The sequence below is a fragment of the Streptomyces sp. NPDC056527 genome (assembly GCF_042794475.1).
Lineage (GTDB): Bacteria > Actinomycetota > Actinomycetes > Streptomycetales > Streptomycetaceae > Streptomyces.
In genome coordinates this window covers 25632-42333 of the sequence record NZ_JBHTTQ010000066.1, presented here as the reverse complement: position 1 = coordinate 42333, position 16702 = coordinate 25632, and the positions used below count along the sequence as shown (strand labels likewise).

The following is a 16702-nucleotide window of genomic DNA, read 5'->3' as shown; positions in this document are numbered from 1 at the left end:
CGGTAGCCGCGCCAGGGGCCTTCGTGCGAACAGCCGGCCCCTCAGGTGGAGCCGATCATGCGCGCGTAGACGACCACGTTGCCCTGGTAGCCCTGCGCCCGGGAGTAGCCGCCGCCGCAGGTGATGACCCGGAGCTCGGGCTCGCCGGTGTCGGCGTAGACCTGGACCCCGGGGAAGTTGTTCTTGTCGTACACCTCGATGCCGTAGATCTCGAAGACCGCGACGCGGCCGTCGTACCGCTCCACCTCGATGTGCTGGCCCTTCTCCAGCGAGCCGAGGCCGTAGAAGACCGCGGGGCCCGCCTCGTTGTCGACATGGCCGACGACGACGGAGGTGCCGCGCTGGCCGGGCGCGATGCCGTTCTGGTACCAGCCGGCCAGGTTGGCGTCCTGCGGGGGCGGTGCCTCGATCCAGCCGGCCGGGTCCAGACCCACGTCCATGATCGGCGCGGCGACCCGGATCGAAGGGATCCTGATGCGCGAGGCCGGGGCGTGGGGCAGCGGCTCCACACCCGCGGACATGGGGGGCGGAGCCCCGATCAGGCTCGTGTCGGGAGCCTCGGCCGCCGCGGGCTGCGGCGGGCCGAGCTCGACGTCCACTCCGTTGCGCATCATCGCCAGACCCGACAGCATGACGAGAGCCAGGACGCCCCACGGTGGGCGTCTTCTTCTCGGCTCAAGGACGCTGAAGTCCTTGGGGCTCATGGTTCTCCCTTCGTGGCGTCGTCAGAACGGTAAGGGCGGCGGGCCGGACCGGCGATCAGAGCGGTGCGAACGGGTGGCGGCCGGGTGCCCGGGGGCGCCGTGAGGTGCGGAGCCCCTTGGTACCCGAGGGTGGACCGGGTGACGGGGACGATCACCCATCCGAGTATTCGTCGGACAATCGTCCTGACACTGCGTGACCTGCGGCTCCGTCAGATTCAGGACCGTTTCCTCGGCGTGTCGCCTCACCGGGGTGGCCCATTGTCGAAATGCGCAGGTCGCCACTGCTTGTGAGGGTTCGTCATGGAAGGCGTACTCGTCGAATCTCCCGGAGCACCGCTTTGGGGCGTCTTCCACTGGAGGTTCAACCATGCGTGCTGCACGCACTCTGGCGGTGACCGCCACCGCGTTCGCGGCGGTCGGGCTCGCAGCCCCTCTCGCCGCCGCCCACGGACCCGGCAACCTGGCCGTCAGCTCCTACCAGGTCGACCAGGGTGGTGATGGTCGGGGTGGTGACGGTCGGGGTGGTGACGGCGCCAACAGCGTCACCGTCTCTCCGTTCGCCGTCCACCAGGGCGCGACCCTCACGATCACCGTCCGGGGCTGCGCCGGGGGCACGGTCTCGTCCAACGCCTTCCCGACGGTCACCCTCTCCGGCAATGTCAACGGCGTCTCCACCGCCACCGCCCGCATCCACAACAACGCCACGCCCGGCCAGTACAACCTGGCCGTCCAGTGCGGCGGCCGGACGCTCACCCAGACCTTCCGTGTGCTGGCCGGTCAGGGCGCGCTGGGCGGCATCGGCGGCTCGCTCGCGCCGAGTTCCGCGGAGATGGCCGTCGGCGGTTCGCTCGTCGCCGCGGCCGCGCTCGGTGGCGGTCTCTTCATCGCCCGGCGCCGTATGAGCAGCGGAAGGGCCTGACCGGCCGAACCTCCCGGTCGGCCGTATACGCCCGTCGCCCCCGAATCCTGATCTCTCAGGACTCGGGGGCGACGGGCTTGTGCGGGTCTTGCTCGCGGGAGTCTTCTTGCCGGTGCGGGTTCTGCGGCCCCTGGTTCGGGAGCCGACCGTCGGGGGACACCGCCCCGCCGTCAGTGACGCCGGCCCCGGTCGGGGTTCATCCGGCGCCGCACGACGACGACGGTTCCGGCGGCCGCGGCGAGGAACAGACCGGCCCCGGCCGCGAGCGTCGCCGTGTCGACGCCCTCGACCGAACCGCCGAGACCGCCCTGGACACCCCGGGGGGTGGTCAGGATGGTCGAGCTGGTGGTCGCGGACGCGGTGGTTCCGCTGATGGTCAGGGTGACGGTGTCCGTGATGCCGCCGGTGCAGTTGAACGCCACCGTGTAGACGCCACCGCGCCGGGCGTCGGTGTCCACCGTGGCGGTGGCCGAGGACCCGGGGGCGATGGTCACGGTGTCGAAGATGCCCGACGACGCCAGTGTCGTACTGCGGCAGCCGGGAGCGGTGAGCGTCACTCGCCCGCCCGGCGCCACCAGGGAGGGCGTCACGACGAAATCGCCCGGTGCCTTCGCTCCGGCGGCATTGGGGTTCGGTGCGGGGGCGCCGTCCGCCGCGGAGGCGACGGGAGCGGCCAGGGCGAGAGTGGCCGCCCCCAGCAGGGCAGTGGACACGGCACGTATCGCGCGCATGGAATCCTCCGGGTCCCCGAGGAGCAGCCGCGGAAGGGTTTCCGCGCAAGGACAGGGCGTGCACCTCGATACCCGAAACGCTAGGAGCGCACTACCACGGCCGCGATCCCAGACGGGCGAATGGGTCATTCATGTCCCCCGTGCGGCCCACTCGTGTCGCGCACGGCTAGCTCGTGAGGTGCGGGAAGAGGTCGGTGAAGGGCGCGGCCGTCGCCGAGATCCCGCGCCCGAACGGCGCGTCGAAGTCCCAGATCAGGAAGAGCAGGAAGGCGATCAGCGCGCTGAACAGACCGGCGAGAAGCAGTTCACGGCCGGTGCGCCGGATCTGCAGGGTGAAGATCAGGCCGACCGTCACCAGCGCACCGATGATCAGGCCGAACCAGACCACCCCGGGCATGGTGGCCCCCGCGTTCTGGCCCCGCGCGCCCCGGGTGTCGTCCACCACCGCCACCTGGTCCACGAGCGGCTGGTACGCCTGCCCCTCGTGGTCGTCGGCCGGCCGGTAGTCGGTCACGCTCCGGCGCACCTGCTCCAGGAGGCGGGTGCCCTCCTCGCTGAGCTCGCCGTGCTCGGACATGTGGCTCCACTCCTCGTCGACCACGTACGAGACGTACGCGTCGACATCGGCGCGGATCCGGGTACGGACGTCGACCGGGTACACCTCGACCCGGGCCGAGATCTCGTGCAGCGCCTGGGCCTCCTGACGGACGGTCTCCTGCGCCGCGCCGCGCGCCTCCCAGACTCCGGCGATGGCGAGACCGAGCACGATCGCGTAGATCACGCCGATCATCATCGTCATGTACTCCATGACGTCGGGGGTCTCGCTGGGGTCGTCGTCGTCGGGGACCCGGCGGTTGTTGATGACGACGATGGTGAGGACGACCGCGCAGGCGGCGGCCATCGCGATGGTGAGGACGAGCCATTCGGACATGTGCTTCCTTCGGCGGGGCTCAGCGGGAGCGGGGGCGCAGGATCGCGGTCGCGAGCACCGCGGGGGCGGTGACAAGCAGCATCATCGAGACGAGCGAGGGACCGCTCTCGGGTTCGGGCCGCGCGGCGCGTTTGTACGCGGGCAGTGCGACGGGCGTCGCGGCCGGTGGGCGCGGGCGCAGCGAAGGAGCCGGGGGCGAAGGCGTGGGCGGCCTGGGAGCCCGGGGCGCCGGTGCGGGCCTCGGCGGGGTCGGCGCGGCGGGCTTGCGGGACTCCTGCCTCGGCGGGGGCGGCGGATCCGCGCGTACGGGAGGGGGTGGCGGCGCCGGTGGCTTCGGAGCCGGCGTGGGCGTCGGAGCCGGTGTCGGTGTCGGCTCGGTCGGCGGGGGAGGCGGCGGGGTGGTCGGTGGGGGAGGGGTCGGGGTGGGCGAACACGCCCCCGGCCCGATGACCGCGACCGAGGTGTTCGAGCCGCCGGGCCCGGTCGTGGCGTAGGCGCAGGCATCGGCGGCGGCGGGCGCGGGTGCGGCGAGGAGCCACACCAGCGCGGCGGCCGCCAAGGGCCGCGCGAGGGACGATCCGTACAGAGACACGCCGAAGAGCATGATCACAGGTCCGGAACACCACGCCGTGAAACGGCTCTGATTCCCCGGATGGTGGGGATCTCGCGGGGAGGGGTTTGACATCCCGCGGAAAATTCTTCGACTCCTCTTGAGCACGATCCAGTCGATCTCCGTATTCAAGGCCGGGAACGGCGTTCGGCGCCGCACCGACTGGCGATGAAACAACAGGAGTTGACATGAAGACCTGGGGGAACGCGGCACTCGCGCTCACGGCGGCGGCCATGCTCGCGCTGACGACGGCGTGCGGTCAGGAGCAGGGCTCGTCGTCGCTCGGCGGCCAGCCCGCCGGAGCGGCGAACCCGGCCGGCGCCCCGGCCGACAACGGTTACGGCTCCGGCGGTTACGCCTCCGGGGGGTACGGATCCGACGCGGGCAGCGGCGCGGCGGAACCCGCCGGGCAGCTGGCGGTGGCCGACACCAAGCAGCTCGGCAAGGTCGTCACCGACAGCGAGGGTTTCACCCTCTACCGCTTCGACAAGGACTCCGCCTCCCCGCCCAAGGCCACCTGCGAGGGGGACTGCGCCAAGGCATGGCCCGTGGTGAGCGCCGACGGCGCCAAGGCCCCGGCCGGCGTGGCGCCCTCCCTGCTCGGCGAGGTCACCCGGGCCGACGGCACCAAGCAACTCACCCTCGACGGCTGGCCGATGTACCGGTACGCCAAGGACACCAAGCCCGGCGACCTCAAGGGTCAGGGTGTCGGCGGCACCTGGTTCGCCTCCGCACCCGACGGGAAGAAGGCCGCACCGGCCGCGGGCGGCGGGGCCGACGAGGGCGGTGACGAGGAATCCGGAGTGGACGCCGCCGGGCTCTCGGTGCGCAAGGACCCCAAGCTCGGTGACATCGTGGTCGATTCGCAGGGCATGACGGTCTACCGCTTCAAGAAGGACTCCGCCTGGCCCATGAAGACGGCCTGCACCGGCGCCTGCCTGGAGAAGTGGCCGGTTGTCGCCCCCGTCGAGAAGAACGACACCAAGGGCATCACCAAGAAGGGCTTCGTGACCTTCAACCGCCCCGACGGCATCAAGCAGCAGACGATCGACTGCTGGCCCCTCTACACCTTCGCCGGCGACGAGGAGCCCGGAGACACCAACGGCCAGGGTGTGGGCGGCACCTGGTACGCCGTGTCCCCCGAGGGAAAGCTGGTCGGAGCGCCCAAGTAGGTCCCCCGCGCCGCGCTCCCGGCCTGTCGGCCCGCCGTCACTCCTCGCGTGACGGCGGGTCGGCGCACGTCCATGTGCACGTGAATTTGCACGAGCTGAAGGCGTGAATCCTGCGTTCCGCCTGCACGTGCCATTGGCGTGTGACCAAGAACGGACCGCGAATTTCCGTTTCTACTCGCTCTCCCGGCGGGCGATCAGTAGCCTCGGCTCGAACACCGGCCGCGAACACATGGCCGTATCCCCCGTGGCGACTTGTTGGAGACATTGATGGAGCGTCCCGCCTGGGCCCCGCCGGGTATCGATATCTCGGTGCCGAGCGTGTCCCGTATGTACGACTTCTATCTGGGCGGCTCGCACAATTTCGAGGTGGACCGGGAAGCGGCCCGCAAGGCCATGGAGTTCATGCCGGGACTCCCCAAGATCATGCAGGCGAATCGGGCCTTCATGCGCCGCGCCGTGCGCTTCGCCGTCGACAGCGGAGTCACCCAGTTCCTCGACATCGGCTCCGGCATACCGACGTTCGGCAATGTCCATGAGGTCGCCCAGGCCGCTTCCCCCGATGCGAGCGTCGTCTACGTCGACCACGACCCCGTCGCCGTCGCCCACAGCCGTGCCGTGCTGGAGGGCCAGGACCGCGCCGCCGTCGTCGCCGCCGATCTGCGCAAGCCGCTCGAGATCCTGCACAGCCCCGAGGTCCGCCAACTCCTCGACATGGACAAGCCGGTGGCGCTGCTCCTCGTCGCCGTGCTGCACTTCCTGGAGGACGAGGACGAACCGGAGAAGGCCGTCGCGGAGCTCGTCGACGCCCTCGCGCCCGGCAGCCTGGTCGTGCTGACCCACGCCTCCTACGAAGGCATCCCGCTCCTGCAGGAGGAGGCCGAGGGCACCGTCGGCGTCTACCGGAACATCCGCAACCCTCTCGTCATGCGCTCCCACGCCGAGATCAGCCGCTTCTTCGACGGCTGCCCGCTGGTCGAGCCGGGGCTCGTGTCCATGCCCGACTGGCGGCCCGACAGCCCGGCCGACGAGGAGGATCCGTACGCCTTCTCCGGCTTCGCAGGGGTGGGGCGCAAGGCGTGAAGGTGCCGTCACAGCCGTCGGGTCGCGGCGCGGAACCGGACGGTCTCGAGGACAGACTCAGGCGGTTCGTGACCATCTGGAGCCGTGCCATCTTCCCGGTCACGGCCACCTCGATGACCCGCGCCGAGTTCGAGCAGCATCTGCTGCCGCTCGCCCGCGAGTTGCGTGCCGCGCTGCACGCCCGGACCTTCGACAGCGCCCCCGCGCACCGCGCGGGCACCGCGCTCGTCGGCGTCCACTGCACGGACCCCGACGCGCTGAGCCGCACCCTCGGGGTCATCGACGCGTACCTGGTGCTCTACTGCGGCGAGGACGGCGCCTCCACCGAGGAGCTGCGCGCCCGCTGTTCACGGCTCCAGCACGCCATGGCGGCCGGCTTCGCCCAGGCCCTGCGCGAGCGGACCCTGCTGGAGCAGGAGGCCATCGCCCGCTCCGCGCTCACCGCCCGCAGCGCCGCCGAGGTCGCCCTGCACACCACCGAGAGCCGCTTCCGGGCGGTCTTCGACGGCGCGGCGGTCGGGATCGGCATCGCCGACCTCGAAGGCAACGTCCTGGAGGTCAACGAGACCCTCACCCGGATGTTCGGCGGTCTGGACCAGCAGATCCGCAGCCGCAAGGTCAACGAATGGGCCCATCCCGAGGACGGCCCGCACGTCTGGAAGCTCTACGACGAGCTGGTACGAGGCGAGCGCGACCACTACCGCGTCGAGAAGCCGTACTACCGGGGCGACGGCACCGTCCTGTGGACCAACCTCACCGTCTCGCTGCTGCGGGACGCCGAGGGTTTTCCCCGGTACCAGCTGGCGCTGTTGGAGGACACCACCGAACGGCGGCTGCTCAACCTGCGCCTGCGGTACGAGGCGACCCATGACGCGCTCACCGGGCTGCCCAACCGGACCCTGTTCTTCGAGCGCCTGGAGAAGGCGCTCACCCTGGGCGAGGGCGCCCGCTTCGGGCTCTGCTACCTCGACCTCGACGGCTTCAAGGCCATCAACGACAGCCTGGGGCACTCGGCCGGTGACCGGCTCCTCGTCGAGGTCGCCGACCGGCTGCAGAGCTGCGCCACGGCACCGGGCGAGATGGTGGCCCGGCTCGGCGGCGACGAGTTCGTCGCGCTGACCACCGGGCCCGGCACAGAGCGCGAGGTGGCCGAGCTGGCGAACCGTATCCTCGCCGCGCTCGCCTCGCCCGTGCGGATCGACGGCCGCGAACTGACCGTGCGGGGCAGCGTCGGTGTCGTCGAAGGGCCTGCGGGGGAGCGGACCCCGGCCGAGGTGCTGCGCAGCGCCGACATCACGATGTACCGCGCCAAGGCGGCGGGCGGCAATCGCTTCGAGTTCGCCGACGCGGAGGCCGACGCGCGCGCCATCACCCGGCACGGGCTGACCACCGCGCTGCCGGCGGCGCTGGAGCGCGGCGAGTTCTTCATCGAGTACCAGCCGCTGGTGCACCTCGGCGACGGCAGCGTGCACGGCGCGGAGGCGCTCGTACGGTGGTGCCACCCGCAGCACGGTGTGCTCGGGCCCGACCGGTTCATCCCGCTCGCCGAGAACACCGGCCTCATCGTGCCGTTGGGCCGCTGGGTCCTCCAGGAGGCGGTCCGCCAGGCCCGCTTCTGGCAGACCCGGCACTCCGACGGCGGCCCGCTGCGCATCAACGTCAACCTCTCGCCGACGCAGCTGCACCACCCGCGGCTGGTCGCCGACACGGTCGACGTCCTGGAGCGCTCGGGACTGGAACCCGGGGCCCTGTGCCTGGAGGTCACCGAGTCGGCGCTGATCGGCGCGGACGACGATCTCCTGAAGCCGCTGCGGCAACTCGCCGAGATGGGCGTGGACATCGCGCTGGACGACTTCGGCACGGGCTACTCGAACCTGGCGAACCTGCGCCGTCTGCCGGTGAGCGTCCTCAAGCTGGACCGTTCCTTCACACAGGGGATGCAGCAGCACCCGGCGGACCCGGTCGACGTCAAGATCGTGGAGGGCATCGTCGCACTGGCGCACAGCCTGAAGCTGGCGGTGACGGTCGAGGGCGTGGAGACGGGGGCGCAGGCGCAGCAACTGAGGGAACTGGGCTGCGACACGGCGCAGGGCTGGTACTACGCCCGCCCGGGCGCCCCGGACCGAATCCACACGCTCCTCCTCGCGGACGCGGTGTAGCCGACCGACGGGGAGCGGGCGTACGCCCTGCGGGAGGCGGCCCACAACCACCGGGGCGAGGGTGGGCGCCGTCTCGCGGGGCGGCTGCCCACAACCGACGGGGGCGCCGGCGGGCGTCAGGTCGAGTGGAGCAGCAGGCGCTGGAGCTCGCGTGCCGCGCGTGGTGGGGCCACGTCGCTGCGGTGGGCCAGGGCGATCGTGCGGCGCAGGCCCGGGCGGGCCAGGGACGTGACACGGAGGTCGCGGCCCGCGCGCGCCGCGACCATCGCCGGGACCACCGCCACCCCGAGACCCGCCCGTACGAAACCCAGCACCGCGTCCATCTCGCCGCCCTCCACCGTGAACGACGGCTCGAAGCCCTCCGCCCGGCACGCCGCCACGGTCAGCTCCCGCAGGTCGTAGCCGTGCCGGAACATCACCAGCGGCTGGTCCCGCAGATCCGCGATCCGCACCGGCCGCCCCGGCGCCGGCGCCGCCGCGCTCGACACCACCACCAGGTCCTCGCGTAGCAGCTCCACCGTGGTCAGCGCCGGGGACGGCGTCGGCAGCGGCAGCACCACCAGCGCCAGGTCCAGCGCGCCGCGCGCCAGCTCCCGTACGAGGTCGTGCGAGCCGCCCTCCTCGATGAGGAGCTGGATCCCCGGGTGCAGATCGTGGAAGGCGCGCAGCACGTCCGGCAGCAGACCCGTGCACAGGCTCGGCGTCGCGCCGAGCCGCACCCGCCCCCGCTTCAGCTGCACCAGCTCCTGCACCTCGTGCCGCGCCGTGTCCGTGTCCGCGAGGATCCGCCGGGCCAGCGGCAGCAGCGCCTCGCCCGCGTCCGTGAGCGCGATGTTCCCCCGTGCCCGGCTGAAGAGCTCCGCCCCCAGCTCCTGCTCCAGCGCCCTGATCTGCTGCGAGAGCGAGGGCTGGGAGACATGGACCCGTTCGGCGGCGCGGGTGAAGTGTCGGGTCTCGGCCACGGCCACGAAGTACAGAAGCTGCTGGAACTGCATAGGCTGAGCCTATCGAGATGAGCCGGACCATGTCTTGGACCTCTCGGGCCGTTCGGCCCTACCGTCGGTCGCATGGCTCTGGCAACGAAGACGGCACCGGCGGAACGACCACCGTCGCCCACACGCTCACGCGGCTTCTGGGCATCCACGATCGGCAAGAAGACGGTCATGGCTGTCAGCGGCCTGATCATGCTCGGCTACCTCGTGGCCCACGTCGCGGGCAACCTCAAGGTCTTCTTCGGCCCCGAGGAGTTCAACGCGTACGGTCACTGGCTGCGCACCATGGGCGACCCGGTCCTGCACTACTCCTGGGCCCTCTGGCTCGTCCGGATCGTGCTGCTCGCCGCGGTCGCCGCCCACGCCGTCTCCGCGTACCAGCTCAGCCGGCGCGACATCAAGGCCCGCCCCACCGCCTATGTCCACCGCCGTAAGCGGTCCTCGTACGCCACCCGCACCATGCGCTGGGGCGGGATCATCGTCGCCCTGTTCATCGTCTGGCACATCCTGGACCTGACCACCGGCACCCTCCACCCCGGCGGCTTCCAGGAGGGCCACCCGTACCAGAACATCGTGGACACCTTCTCGACCTGGTACGGCAACGTGATCTACATCGTCGCCATGCTCGCCGTCGGCCTGCACGTCCGCCACGGCTTCTGGAGCGCCGCCCAGACCCTCGGCGTCGGCAGCGCCCGTCGCGAGCGGCTGCTCAAGGCGCTCGCGAACGGCCTCGCGCTCGTCCTGACCGTGGGCTTCGTCTCCGTACCCGTAGCCGTCATGACCGGAGTGGTGAGCTGACATGAGCCATCTCGACTTCGCGACCGGAGAGCCGGTCGTCGACCACAAGGCCCCCGCCGGCCCCATCGCCGAACGCTGGGACACCCGCCGCTTCCAGGCCAAGCTGGTCAACCCCGCCAACCGCCGCAAGCACACCGTCATCGTCGTCGGCACCGGCCTCGCCGGCGGCTCGGCCGGCGCGACCCTCGCCGAACAGGGCTACCACGTCGTCCAGTTCTGCTACCAGGACTCCCCGCGCCGCGCCCACTCCATCGCAGCCCAGGGCGGTATCAACGCCGCCAAGAACTACCGCAACGACGGCGACTCCATCCACCGCCTCTTCTACGACACCGTCAAGGGCGGCGACTTCCGCGCCCGCGAGTCCAACGTCCACCGCCTCGCGCAGATCTCGGTCGAGATCATCGACCAGTGCGTCGCCCAGGGCGTCCCCTTCGCCCGTGAGTACGGCGGACTGCTCGACACCCGCTCCTTCGGCGGCGTCCAGGTCTCCCGCACCTTCTACGCCCGCGGCCAGACGGGCCAGCAGCTGCTCCTCGGCGCGTACCAGGCGCTCTCCCGGCAGATCGCCGCGGGCAACGTCGAGATGCATGCCCGCACCGAGATGCTCGACCTGCTCGTCGTCGACGGCCGGGCGCGCGGCATCGTCGCCCGCGACCTGATCACCGGCGAGATCTCCACCCACTACGCGGACGCGGTGGTCCTCGCCAGCGGCGGCTACGGCAACGTCTTCTATCTGTCGACGAACGCCATGAACTCCAACGCCACCGCCGTCTGGCGGGCCCACCGGCGCGGCGCGTACTTCGCCAACCCCTGTTTCACCCAGATCCACCCCACCTGCATCCCGCGCACCGGCGACCACCAGTCCAAGCTGACGCTGATGAGCGAGTCGCTGCGCAACGACGGCCGCATATGGGTCCCCAAGGCGAAGGGCGACACGCGTCCCGCCGCCGAGATCCCCGAGGACGAGCGCGACTACTACCTGGAGCGCATCTACCCCTCCTTCGGCAACCTCGTCCCCCGCGACATCGCCTCCCGCGCCGCCAAGAACGTCTGCGACGAGGGCCGGGGCGTCGGACCGGGCGGCCAGGGCGTGTACCTCGACTTCGCCGACGCGATCCGGCGGATGGGCCGCAAGGCGGTCGAGGAGAGGTACGGCAACCTCTTCGACATGTACGAGCGGATCACCGCCGAGAACCCGTACGAGGTCCCGATGCGGATCTACCCCGCCGTGCACTACACGATGGGCGGACTCTGGGTCGACTACGACCTCCAGACCACCGTCCCGGGCCTGTTCGCCATCGGCGAGGCCAACTTCTCCGACCACGGCGCCAACCGCCTCGGCGCCTCCGCGCTGATGCAGGGCCTCGCCGACGGCTACTTCGTCCTGCCCTCGACCATCAACGACTACCTGGCGCGCCACCCGCATGCGAAGCCGGTCACCGACGACCATCCGGCGGTGCGCGACGTGCTCGCCGAGACCGAGGACCGGCTGAACCTGCTGCTCTCGGTGGACGGCGACCGGACGCCCGACTCCTTCCACCGCGAACTGGGCGAACTGATGTGGGAGTTCTGCGGCATGGCCCGTACGGACGAGGGGCTGCGCAAGGCGCTCGACCGCATCCCCCAGATCCGCGAAGAGTTCTGGCGCCGGATCAAGGTTCCGGGTACCGGCGAGGAGTTCAACCAGTCCCTGGAGAAGGCCAACCGGGTCGTCGACTACCTGGAGCTCGCCGAGCTGATGTGCCTCGACGCGCTGAACCGGGCCGAGTCCTGCGGCGGCCATTTCCGTGAGGAGTCCCAGACGCCGGACGGCGAGGCCGCGCGGCGCGACGAGGAGTTCTCGTACGCGGCGGCCTGGGAGTTCAACGAGGGCGCCGCCCCCGTCCTGCACAAGGAAGACCTCGTCTTCGAGTACGTCCACCCCACTCAGCGGAGCTACGCATGAAGCTCACCCTGCGCGTCTGGCGCCAGAAGAACGCCGACGCCCCCGGCGCCATGTCCACGTACGACGTGGACGGCATCTCCTCCGACATGTCCTTCCTGGAGATGCTCGACACGCTCAACGAGGAGCTCATCCTGCGGGGCGAGGACCCCGTCGCCTTCGACCACGACTGCCGCGAAGGCATCTGCGGCGCATGCAGCCTGGTCATCAACGGCGACGCCCACGGCCCGGAGCGCACGACCACGTGCCAGCTCCACATGCGGTCCTTCCAGGACGGCGACACGATCGACATCGAGCCGTGGCGCGCCTCCGCCTTCCCGGTCGTCAAGGACCTGGTCGTCGACCGCTCCGCCTTCGACCGCATCATCCAGGCCGGCGGCTACATCAGCGCCCCGACCGGCGCGGCCCCCGAGGCCCACGCGACCCCGGTCCCCAAGGCCGACGCCGACTTCGCCTTCGAGCACGCCGAGTGCATCGGCTGCGGCGCGTGCGTGGCGGCCTGCCCGAACGGCTCGGCGATGCTCTTCACCTCGGCCAAGGTCAACCATCTGAACGTCCTGCCCCAGGGATCCCCCGAGCGGGAGACACGCGTCCTGGACATGGTGGGCCAGATGGATGCCGAGGGGTTCGGCGGCTGCACGCTCACCGGAGAGTGCGCGACGGCCTGTCCGAAGGGGATCCCGCTGCCGTCGATCGCCGCCATGAACAAGGAGTGGCTGCGGGCGACGCGCAGGTCCGGCCGCCGATAGGGGCGTCGCATCCGCCGGCCGACGCCTCGTCCCGCTCAGCCGCCGACCGCCCGCAAGGTCCCCGGGCGGCGGCCCATCAGCCCGTCGAGCGCCACCGACGTCGCCTCGTCGGCCGGCAGGTGCACCACCACGTGCTGGCCGTCCGTCTCGGGCAGCTCCAGCACCTCGTACGCCAGCCGAAGCTCACCCGCCTCCGGATGGACGAACCGGTCGAGGCCGGAGCGGGCCCGCAGCAGCCCCGGTGACCGCAGCCGGTCGGAGAACGCCCGGCCCGCCGTCACGGTCAGCTCCTGGGCCAGCTCGGCCATGTGCGCGTCCGAACCGGTCACCGCGAAGGACAGCGCCCCCACCTGCTGATCGGCCACCCGGTCCCAGTCGGGGAACACCTCACGGGCCCGCGGATCGGTGAACACGTACCGCAGCCGGTTCGGCGGATCCCCGTCCAGCAGCCCCACCGGACCGGCCAGCCGTGCGTAGCCGTCGGTGTACGCCACGGTCTCGCCCAGCATGTTCATCACCGCGGCCGGCGTCGGACCCAGCCGGTCCAGCAGTGCCCGGACCGTCGCCCGCACCTCGCGGGCCGGACCGGGCGTCACCGCGCACATGTGCCGCTGCATGCCCGATTTCATCAGGTTCCGCAGATGCACCCGGGCGTCCAGGGGCAGCCGAAGCGCCTCACTGAGCGCGCCCAGGACCTGCGGGGACGGATTACGGTCCCGGCCCTGCTCCAGCCGCGCCAGGTACTCGACGCTGATCCCGGCCAGCATCGCCAGCTCCGTCCGGCGCAGGCCCGGCGTCCGCCGCCGCGGGCCCGCCGGAAGCCCGGCTTCCGCGGGAGTCATCGCCTCGCGTCGGGCGCGCAGGAAGGCCCCCAGTTCGTTGTCGCTCATCCACCGATCGTACGAGCGCGGGGCGAGCCGAGGGTGGCCCTGTCACTACCAGCCTCGGCACGGCCTTCCTCACACCCCGGCCAGGCGGCAGCGTGAAGCCCATGACCACCGAATCGCACAGCACCACCGTCCTTCCGCTCGCCCCCGGCGACTGGGTCTTCGACCCGCTGCACTCCTCCGTCGGCTTCACCATCCGTCACCTCGGGATCTCCAAGGTGCGCGGCCGCTTCAACGAGCTCTCGGCCGGACTCCTCGTCGGTGACACCCTCGACGCCTCCTCCATCACCGCGACCGTCGCCCTCGCCTCCATCGACACCGGCAACGCGGACCGCGACGCCCATGTGCGCGCCGCGGACCTCCTCGACGTGGAGAAGCGACCGACGATGAGCTTCCGTTCCACCCGCATCGCCGGCGCGGGCGAGGACTGGACCCTGGAGGGCGACCTCACCATCGGCGACGTGACCCGGCCCATCACCTTCGACGTCGAGTTCGGCGGTGTCGTCGACGTCCCGATGGACGGCACCAGGCATGCCGGTTTCGACGCCACCGGCGAGTTCCGGCGCAGCGACTTCGGGCTCGACTTCGCCCCCGGCTTCCTCGGCGACGTGATCAAGGTGAGCCTGGAGGTCCAGTTCGTCGAGCCCAAGTAGGCGCGGACGGGTCTCATGCGTCGAGCCGGGCCGCCAGATACGGCGCGGTCCGGCTCGACGTCGCGTCCGCCACTTCGGCGGGCGGCCCCTCGGCGACGATCCGGCCGCCCTGCTCACCACCGCCCGGCCCGAGGTCGAGCACCCAGTCCGCCGTGGCGACCACGTCCATGTCGTGCTCGACGACGATCACCGAGTGTCCGGCGTCGACAAGCCCGTGCAGCTGGCGCATCAGCACCTCGACATCGGCCGGGTGGAGGCCGGTCGTCGGCTCGTCCAGGACGTAGAGGGTGTGGCCGCGCCGCAGCCGCTGGAGCTCGGAGGCGAGTTTGATGCGCTGGGCCTCGCCGCCGGAGAGCTCGGTCGCGGGCTGACCGAGCCGCAGGTAGCCGAGGCCGACGTCGAGCAGGGTGCGCAGACTGCGCGCGGCGGCCGGGGTGTCGGCGAAGAACCCGGCCGCGGCCTCGACCGTCAGGTCGAGCACCTCCGCGATGGTGAGCCCGCGCAGCCGGACCTCCAGGGTCTCCGGGTTGTAGCGGGCCCCGTGGCAGTCCGGACAGGGCGCGTACGTGCTCGGCAGGAAGAGCAGCTCGACCGAGACGAAGCCCTCGCCCTGGCAGGTCTCGCAGCGCCCGCCGGCCACGTTGAACGAGAACCGCCCGGCCTTGTAGCCACGGGCGCGAGCCTCCTCGGTGGCGGTGAAGAGCTTCCGTACGACATCGAAGAGGCCCGTGTACGTGGCGAGGTTGGAGCGGGGAGTGCGCCCGATCGGCTTCTGATCGACCGTCACCAGACGCTCCACGCCCGGAAGATCCTCGGACAGCTCGCCCACCAGCGTCGACTTCCCCGATCCGGAGACCCCGGTCACCGCCGTCAGGACACCGAGGGGGAAGGCCGCGTCCAGGGCCTTGAGGTTGTGGCGGGTGACCGGGCCGGTCCGCAGCCAGCCGGCGGGCTCGCGCACCGCCCGCTCGGCCACCGCGGCACGGTCGAAGAGGAATCGGCGGGTCGCGGACTCCTCGACACCCGCGAGCTCGTGCGGCGGGCCGCTGTGCAGCACCCGGCCTCCGTGCACCCCCGCCAGGGGGCCGACGTCCACGATCCAGTCGGCGTGGCGCACCACGTCGAGGTGGTGCTCGACCACGAACACCGAGTTGCCGGCCGCCTTCAGCCGGTCGAGGACCACCAGCAGCGCCTCGGTGTCGGCGGGGTGAAGTCCCGCGGAGGGTTCGTCGAGGACGTACACGACGCCGAACAGTCCGGAGCGCAACTGGGTGGCGAGCCGCAGTCGTTGCAGTTCGCCGTTGGACAGGGAGGGGGTGGTGCGGTCCAGACTCAGATAGCCGAGGCCGAGCTCGGTAACCGTGCCGATCCGGGCGAGCAGGTCCTCGGTGAGCACCCGTGCGGTCTCCGAGCCGTCGTGCGCCGCGAGCAGGCCCGCCAGCGCGGTCAGCGGCAGGGCCGCCAGCTCGGCGATCGTCCGGCCCGCGAAGGTGACGGCGAGAGCCTCCGGACGCAGTCGGCTGCCGCCGCACACCGGGCACGGCTCGCTGGTCAGGAAGCGCTCCGCCTTCGCGCGCAGGGTCGCGCTCTTGGAGTCGGAGAAGGTGTGCATCACATAGCGCCGAGCACTCATGTACGTGCCCTGGTACGGGCGTTGGATGCGCCCCGCCTCCCGTACCGGATGGACCGTGACGACCGGCTGTTCGTCCGTGAAGAGGATCCACTCCCGGTCCTTCGCGTCCAGCTCCCGCCACGGCCGGTCGACGTCATGGCCGAGGGTGTCCAGGACGTCGCGGAGGTTCTTGCCCTGCCAGGCACCCGGCCAGGCGGCGATCGCCCCCTCCCGGATCGACAAGTCCGGCTCCGGGACCAGTAGTTCCTCGCTGGTCTCGTGCACCCGGCCCAGACCGTGGCACGCGGGGCAGGCGCCGGCGGCGGTGTTCGGCGAGAACGCGTCGGAGTCGAGCCGCTCGGCCCCTGGCGGGTACGAGCCGGCGCGCGAGAAGAGCATCCGCAGCGAGTTGGACAGGGTCGTGACCGTGCCGACCGACGAGCGGGCGTTCGGCGACGAGCGGCGTTGTTCCAGCGAGACCGCGGGCGGCAGACCGGTGATCTCCCCGACCTTCGGCGCGCCCACCTGGTGGATCAGCCGCCGCGCGTAGGGCGCGACCGACTCGAAGTACCGGCGCTGGGCCTCCGCGTAGATCGTGCCGAAGGCGAGCGAGGACTTGCCGGAGCCGGACACCCCGGTGAAGACGGCGATCGCGTCACGTGGAATGTCGACATCGACGCCCGCGAGATTGTGCTCGCGTGCGCCGCGGACGCGGACGTACGGGTCGTGACGCTGGTCGTCGGAGCTGTCGGGCATTCCTCGA

15 protein-coding genes are annotated in these 16702 nt (G+C 71.3%); 9 read left to right on the top strand and 6 right to left on the bottom strand.

Going from position 1 to position 16702, the window contains the following annotated elements:
• Positions 1–41: 41 nt before the first annotated feature.
• On the bottom strand, positions 42–704 hold the full coding sequence (locus tag ACFQ7Q_RS26260; protein WP_383559284.1) for a class F sortase: 663 nt from the start codon (positions 702–704) through the stop codon (positions 42–44).
• Between the two features lie 367 nt (positions 705–1071).
• On the opposite strand from ACFQ7Q_RS26260, the gene ACFQ7Q_RS26255 reads away from it, so the two are divergent.
• Complete coding sequence (locus tag ACFQ7Q_RS26255) at positions 1072–1623, top strand: hypothetical protein (protein ID WP_383559282.1); 552 nt, start codon at positions 1072–1074, stop codon at positions 1621–1623.
• A 170-nt stretch (positions 1624–1793) separates the two neighbouring features.
• Here ACFQ7Q_RS26255 and ACFQ7Q_RS26250 read toward each other — a convergent pair whose 3' ends face one another.
• Both ACFQ7Q_RS26250 and ACFQ7Q_RS26245 read right to left on the bottom strand, forming a co-directional pair.
• A complete protein-coding gene (locus tag ACFQ7Q_RS26250) occupies positions 1794–2354 on the bottom strand; it encodes a hypothetical protein (protein ID WP_383559280.1) in 561 nt (186 codons plus the stop codon).
• A gap of 166 nt (positions 2355–2520) precedes the next feature.
• Complete coding sequence (locus tag ACFQ7Q_RS26245; RefSeq protein WP_383559279.1) at positions 2521–3285, bottom strand: DUF4239 domain-containing protein; 765 nt, start codon at positions 3283–3285, stop codon at positions 2521–2523.
• A gap of 68 nt (positions 3286–3353) precedes the next feature.
• Between ACFQ7Q_RS26245 and ACFQ7Q_RS26240 the strand changes: the two genes are divergently transcribed.
• The 4 genes from ACFQ7Q_RS26240 (at position 3354) to ACFQ7Q_RS26225 (ending at position 8306) form a co-directional block, all read left to right on the top strand.
• Positions 3354–3779, top strand: a complete 426-nt coding sequence (locus ACFQ7Q_RS26240; protein WP_383559277.1) for a hypothetical protein — start codon at positions 3354–3356, stop codon at positions 3777–3779.
• 304 nt (positions 3780–4083) lie between these two features.
• Positions 4084–5067 carry an SCO0930 family lipoprotein gene (locus ACFQ7Q_RS26235; RefSeq protein ID WP_383559275.1) on the top strand — a complete coding sequence of 328 codons (984 nt, stop codon included), beginning with the start codon at positions 4084–4086 and terminating at the stop codon, positions 5065–5067.
• Between the two features lie 267 nt (positions 5068–5334).
• Positions 5335–6147, top strand: coding sequence for an SAM-dependent methyltransferase (locus ACFQ7Q_RS26230; protein ID WP_383559273.1), 813 nt, complete (start codon positions 5335–5337; stop codon positions 6145–6147).
• The gene (locus ACFQ7Q_RS26225; protein WP_383559271.1) at positions 6144–8306 is read left to right on the top strand and encodes a putative bifunctional diguanylate cyclase/phosphodiesterase; all 2163 of its coding nucleotides are present in this window, start codon (positions 6144–6146) and stop codon (positions 8304–8306) included. The genes ACFQ7Q_RS26230 and ACFQ7Q_RS26225 overlap by 4 nt, the downstream gene beginning before the upstream one ends.
• A 116-nt stretch (positions 8307–8422) precedes the next feature.
• Here ACFQ7Q_RS26225 and ACFQ7Q_RS26220 read toward each other — a convergent pair whose 3' ends face one another.
• Positions 8423–9301, bottom strand: coding sequence for a LysR family transcriptional regulator (locus tag ACFQ7Q_RS26220; RefSeq protein WP_376435567.1), 879 nt, complete (start codon positions 9299–9301; stop codon positions 8423–8425).
• A gap of 72 nt (positions 9302–9373) precedes the next feature.
• Between ACFQ7Q_RS26220 and ACFQ7Q_RS26215 the strand changes: the two genes are divergently transcribed.
• Genes ACFQ7Q_RS26215 through ACFQ7Q_RS26205 form a run of 3 tightly spaced genes read left to right on the top strand, consistent with a single transcriptional unit; the run spans position 9374 to position 12787 of the window.
• A complete protein-coding gene (locus ACFQ7Q_RS26215; RefSeq protein WP_383559269.1) occupies positions 9374–10096 on the top strand; it encodes a succinate dehydrogenase in 723 nt (240 codons plus the stop codon).
• Position 10097: 1 nt separating this feature from the next.
• Positions 10098–12041, top strand: coding sequence for a fumarate reductase/succinate dehydrogenase flavoprotein subunit (locus ACFQ7Q_RS26210; protein WP_383559267.1), 1944 nt, complete (start codon positions 10098–10100; stop codon positions 12039–12041).
• Positions 12038–12787, top strand: coding sequence for a succinate dehydrogenase/fumarate reductase iron-sulfur subunit (locus tag ACFQ7Q_RS26205; RefSeq protein WP_383559265.1), 750 nt, complete (start codon positions 12038–12040; stop codon positions 12785–12787). Before ACFQ7Q_RS26210 ends, ACFQ7Q_RS26205 begins: the two co-directional genes overlap by 4 nt.
• 35 nt (positions 12788–12822) lie before the next feature.
• Here ACFQ7Q_RS26205 and ACFQ7Q_RS26200 read toward each other — a convergent pair whose 3' ends face one another.
• The gene (locus ACFQ7Q_RS26200; RefSeq protein ID WP_383559263.1) at positions 12823–13677 is read right to left on the bottom strand and encodes a helix-turn-helix domain-containing protein; all 855 of its coding nucleotides are present in this window, start codon (positions 13675–13677) and stop codon (positions 12823–12825) included.
• 101 nt (positions 13678–13778) lie between these two features.
• Here ACFQ7Q_RS26200 and ACFQ7Q_RS26195 point away from each other — a divergent pair, with 101 nt between their 5' ends.
• The gene (locus tag ACFQ7Q_RS26195; protein WP_383559261.1) at positions 13779–14327 is read left to right on the top strand and encodes a YceI family protein; all 549 of its coding nucleotides are present in this window, start codon (positions 13779–13781) and stop codon (positions 14325–14327) included.
• Positions 14328–14340: 13 nt separating this feature from the next.
• On the opposite strand, the gene ACFQ7Q_RS26190 is transcribed toward ACFQ7Q_RS26195, so the two are convergent.
• Positions 14341–16695, bottom strand: a complete 2355-nt coding sequence (locus ACFQ7Q_RS26190; protein WP_383559259.1) for an ATP-binding cassette domain-containing protein — start codon at positions 16693–16695, stop codon at positions 14341–14343.
• Positions 16696–16702 lie beyond the last annotated feature (7 nt).

Excerpts from the sequence above, each read along its gene's own strand:
- ACFQ7Q_RS26260 (WP_383559284.1), bottom strand. The coding sequence starts at position 704 with ATGAGCCCCAAGGACTTCAGCGTCCTTGAGCCGAGAAGAAGACGCCCA.
- ACFQ7Q_RS26255 (WP_383559282.1), top strand. The coding sequence starts at position 1,072 with ATGCGTGCTGCACGCACTCTGGCGGTGACCGCCACCGCGTTCGCGGCG.
- ACFQ7Q_RS26250 (WP_383559280.1), bottom strand. The coding sequence starts at position 2,354 with ATGCGCGCGATACGTGCCGTGTCCACTGCCCTGCTGGGGGCGGCCACT.
- ACFQ7Q_RS26245 (WP_383559279.1), bottom strand. The coding sequence starts at position 3,285 with ATGTCCGAATGGCTCGTCCTCACCATCGCGATGGCCGCCGCCTGCGCG.
- ACFQ7Q_RS26235 (WP_383559275.1), top strand. The coding sequence starts at position 4,084 with ATGAAGACCTGGGGGAACGCGGCACTCGCGCTCACGGCGGCGGCCATG.
- ACFQ7Q_RS26230 (WP_383559273.1), top strand. The coding sequence starts at position 5,335 with ATGGAGCGTCCCGCCTGGGCCCCGCCGGGTATCGATATCTCGGTGCCG.
- ACFQ7Q_RS26220 (WP_376435567.1), bottom strand. The coding sequence starts at position 9,301 with ATGCAGTTCCAGCAGCTTCTGTACTTCGTGGCCGTGGCCGAGACCCGA.
- ACFQ7Q_RS26215 (WP_383559269.1), top strand. The coding sequence starts at position 9,374 with ATGGCTCTGGCAACGAAGACGGCACCGGCGGAACGACCACCGTCGCCC.
- ACFQ7Q_RS26210 (WP_383559267.1), top strand. The coding sequence starts at position 10,098 with ATGAGCCATCTCGACTTCGCGACCGGAGAGCCGGTCGTCGACCACAAG.
- ACFQ7Q_RS26205 (WP_383559265.1), top strand. The coding sequence starts at position 12,038 with ATGAAGCTCACCCTGCGCGTCTGGCGCCAGAAGAACGCCGACGCCCCC.
- ACFQ7Q_RS26200 (WP_383559263.1), bottom strand. The coding sequence starts at position 13,677 with ATGAGCGACAACGAACTGGGGGCCTTCCTGCGCGCCCGACGCGAGGCG.
- ACFQ7Q_RS26195 (WP_383559261.1), top strand. The coding sequence starts at position 13,779 with ATGACCACCGAATCGCACAGCACCACCGTCCTTCCGCTCGCCCCCGGC.
- ACFQ7Q_RS26190 (WP_383559259.1), bottom strand. The coding sequence starts at position 16,695 with ATGCCCGACAGCTCCGACGACCAGCGTCACGACCCGTACGTCCGCGTC.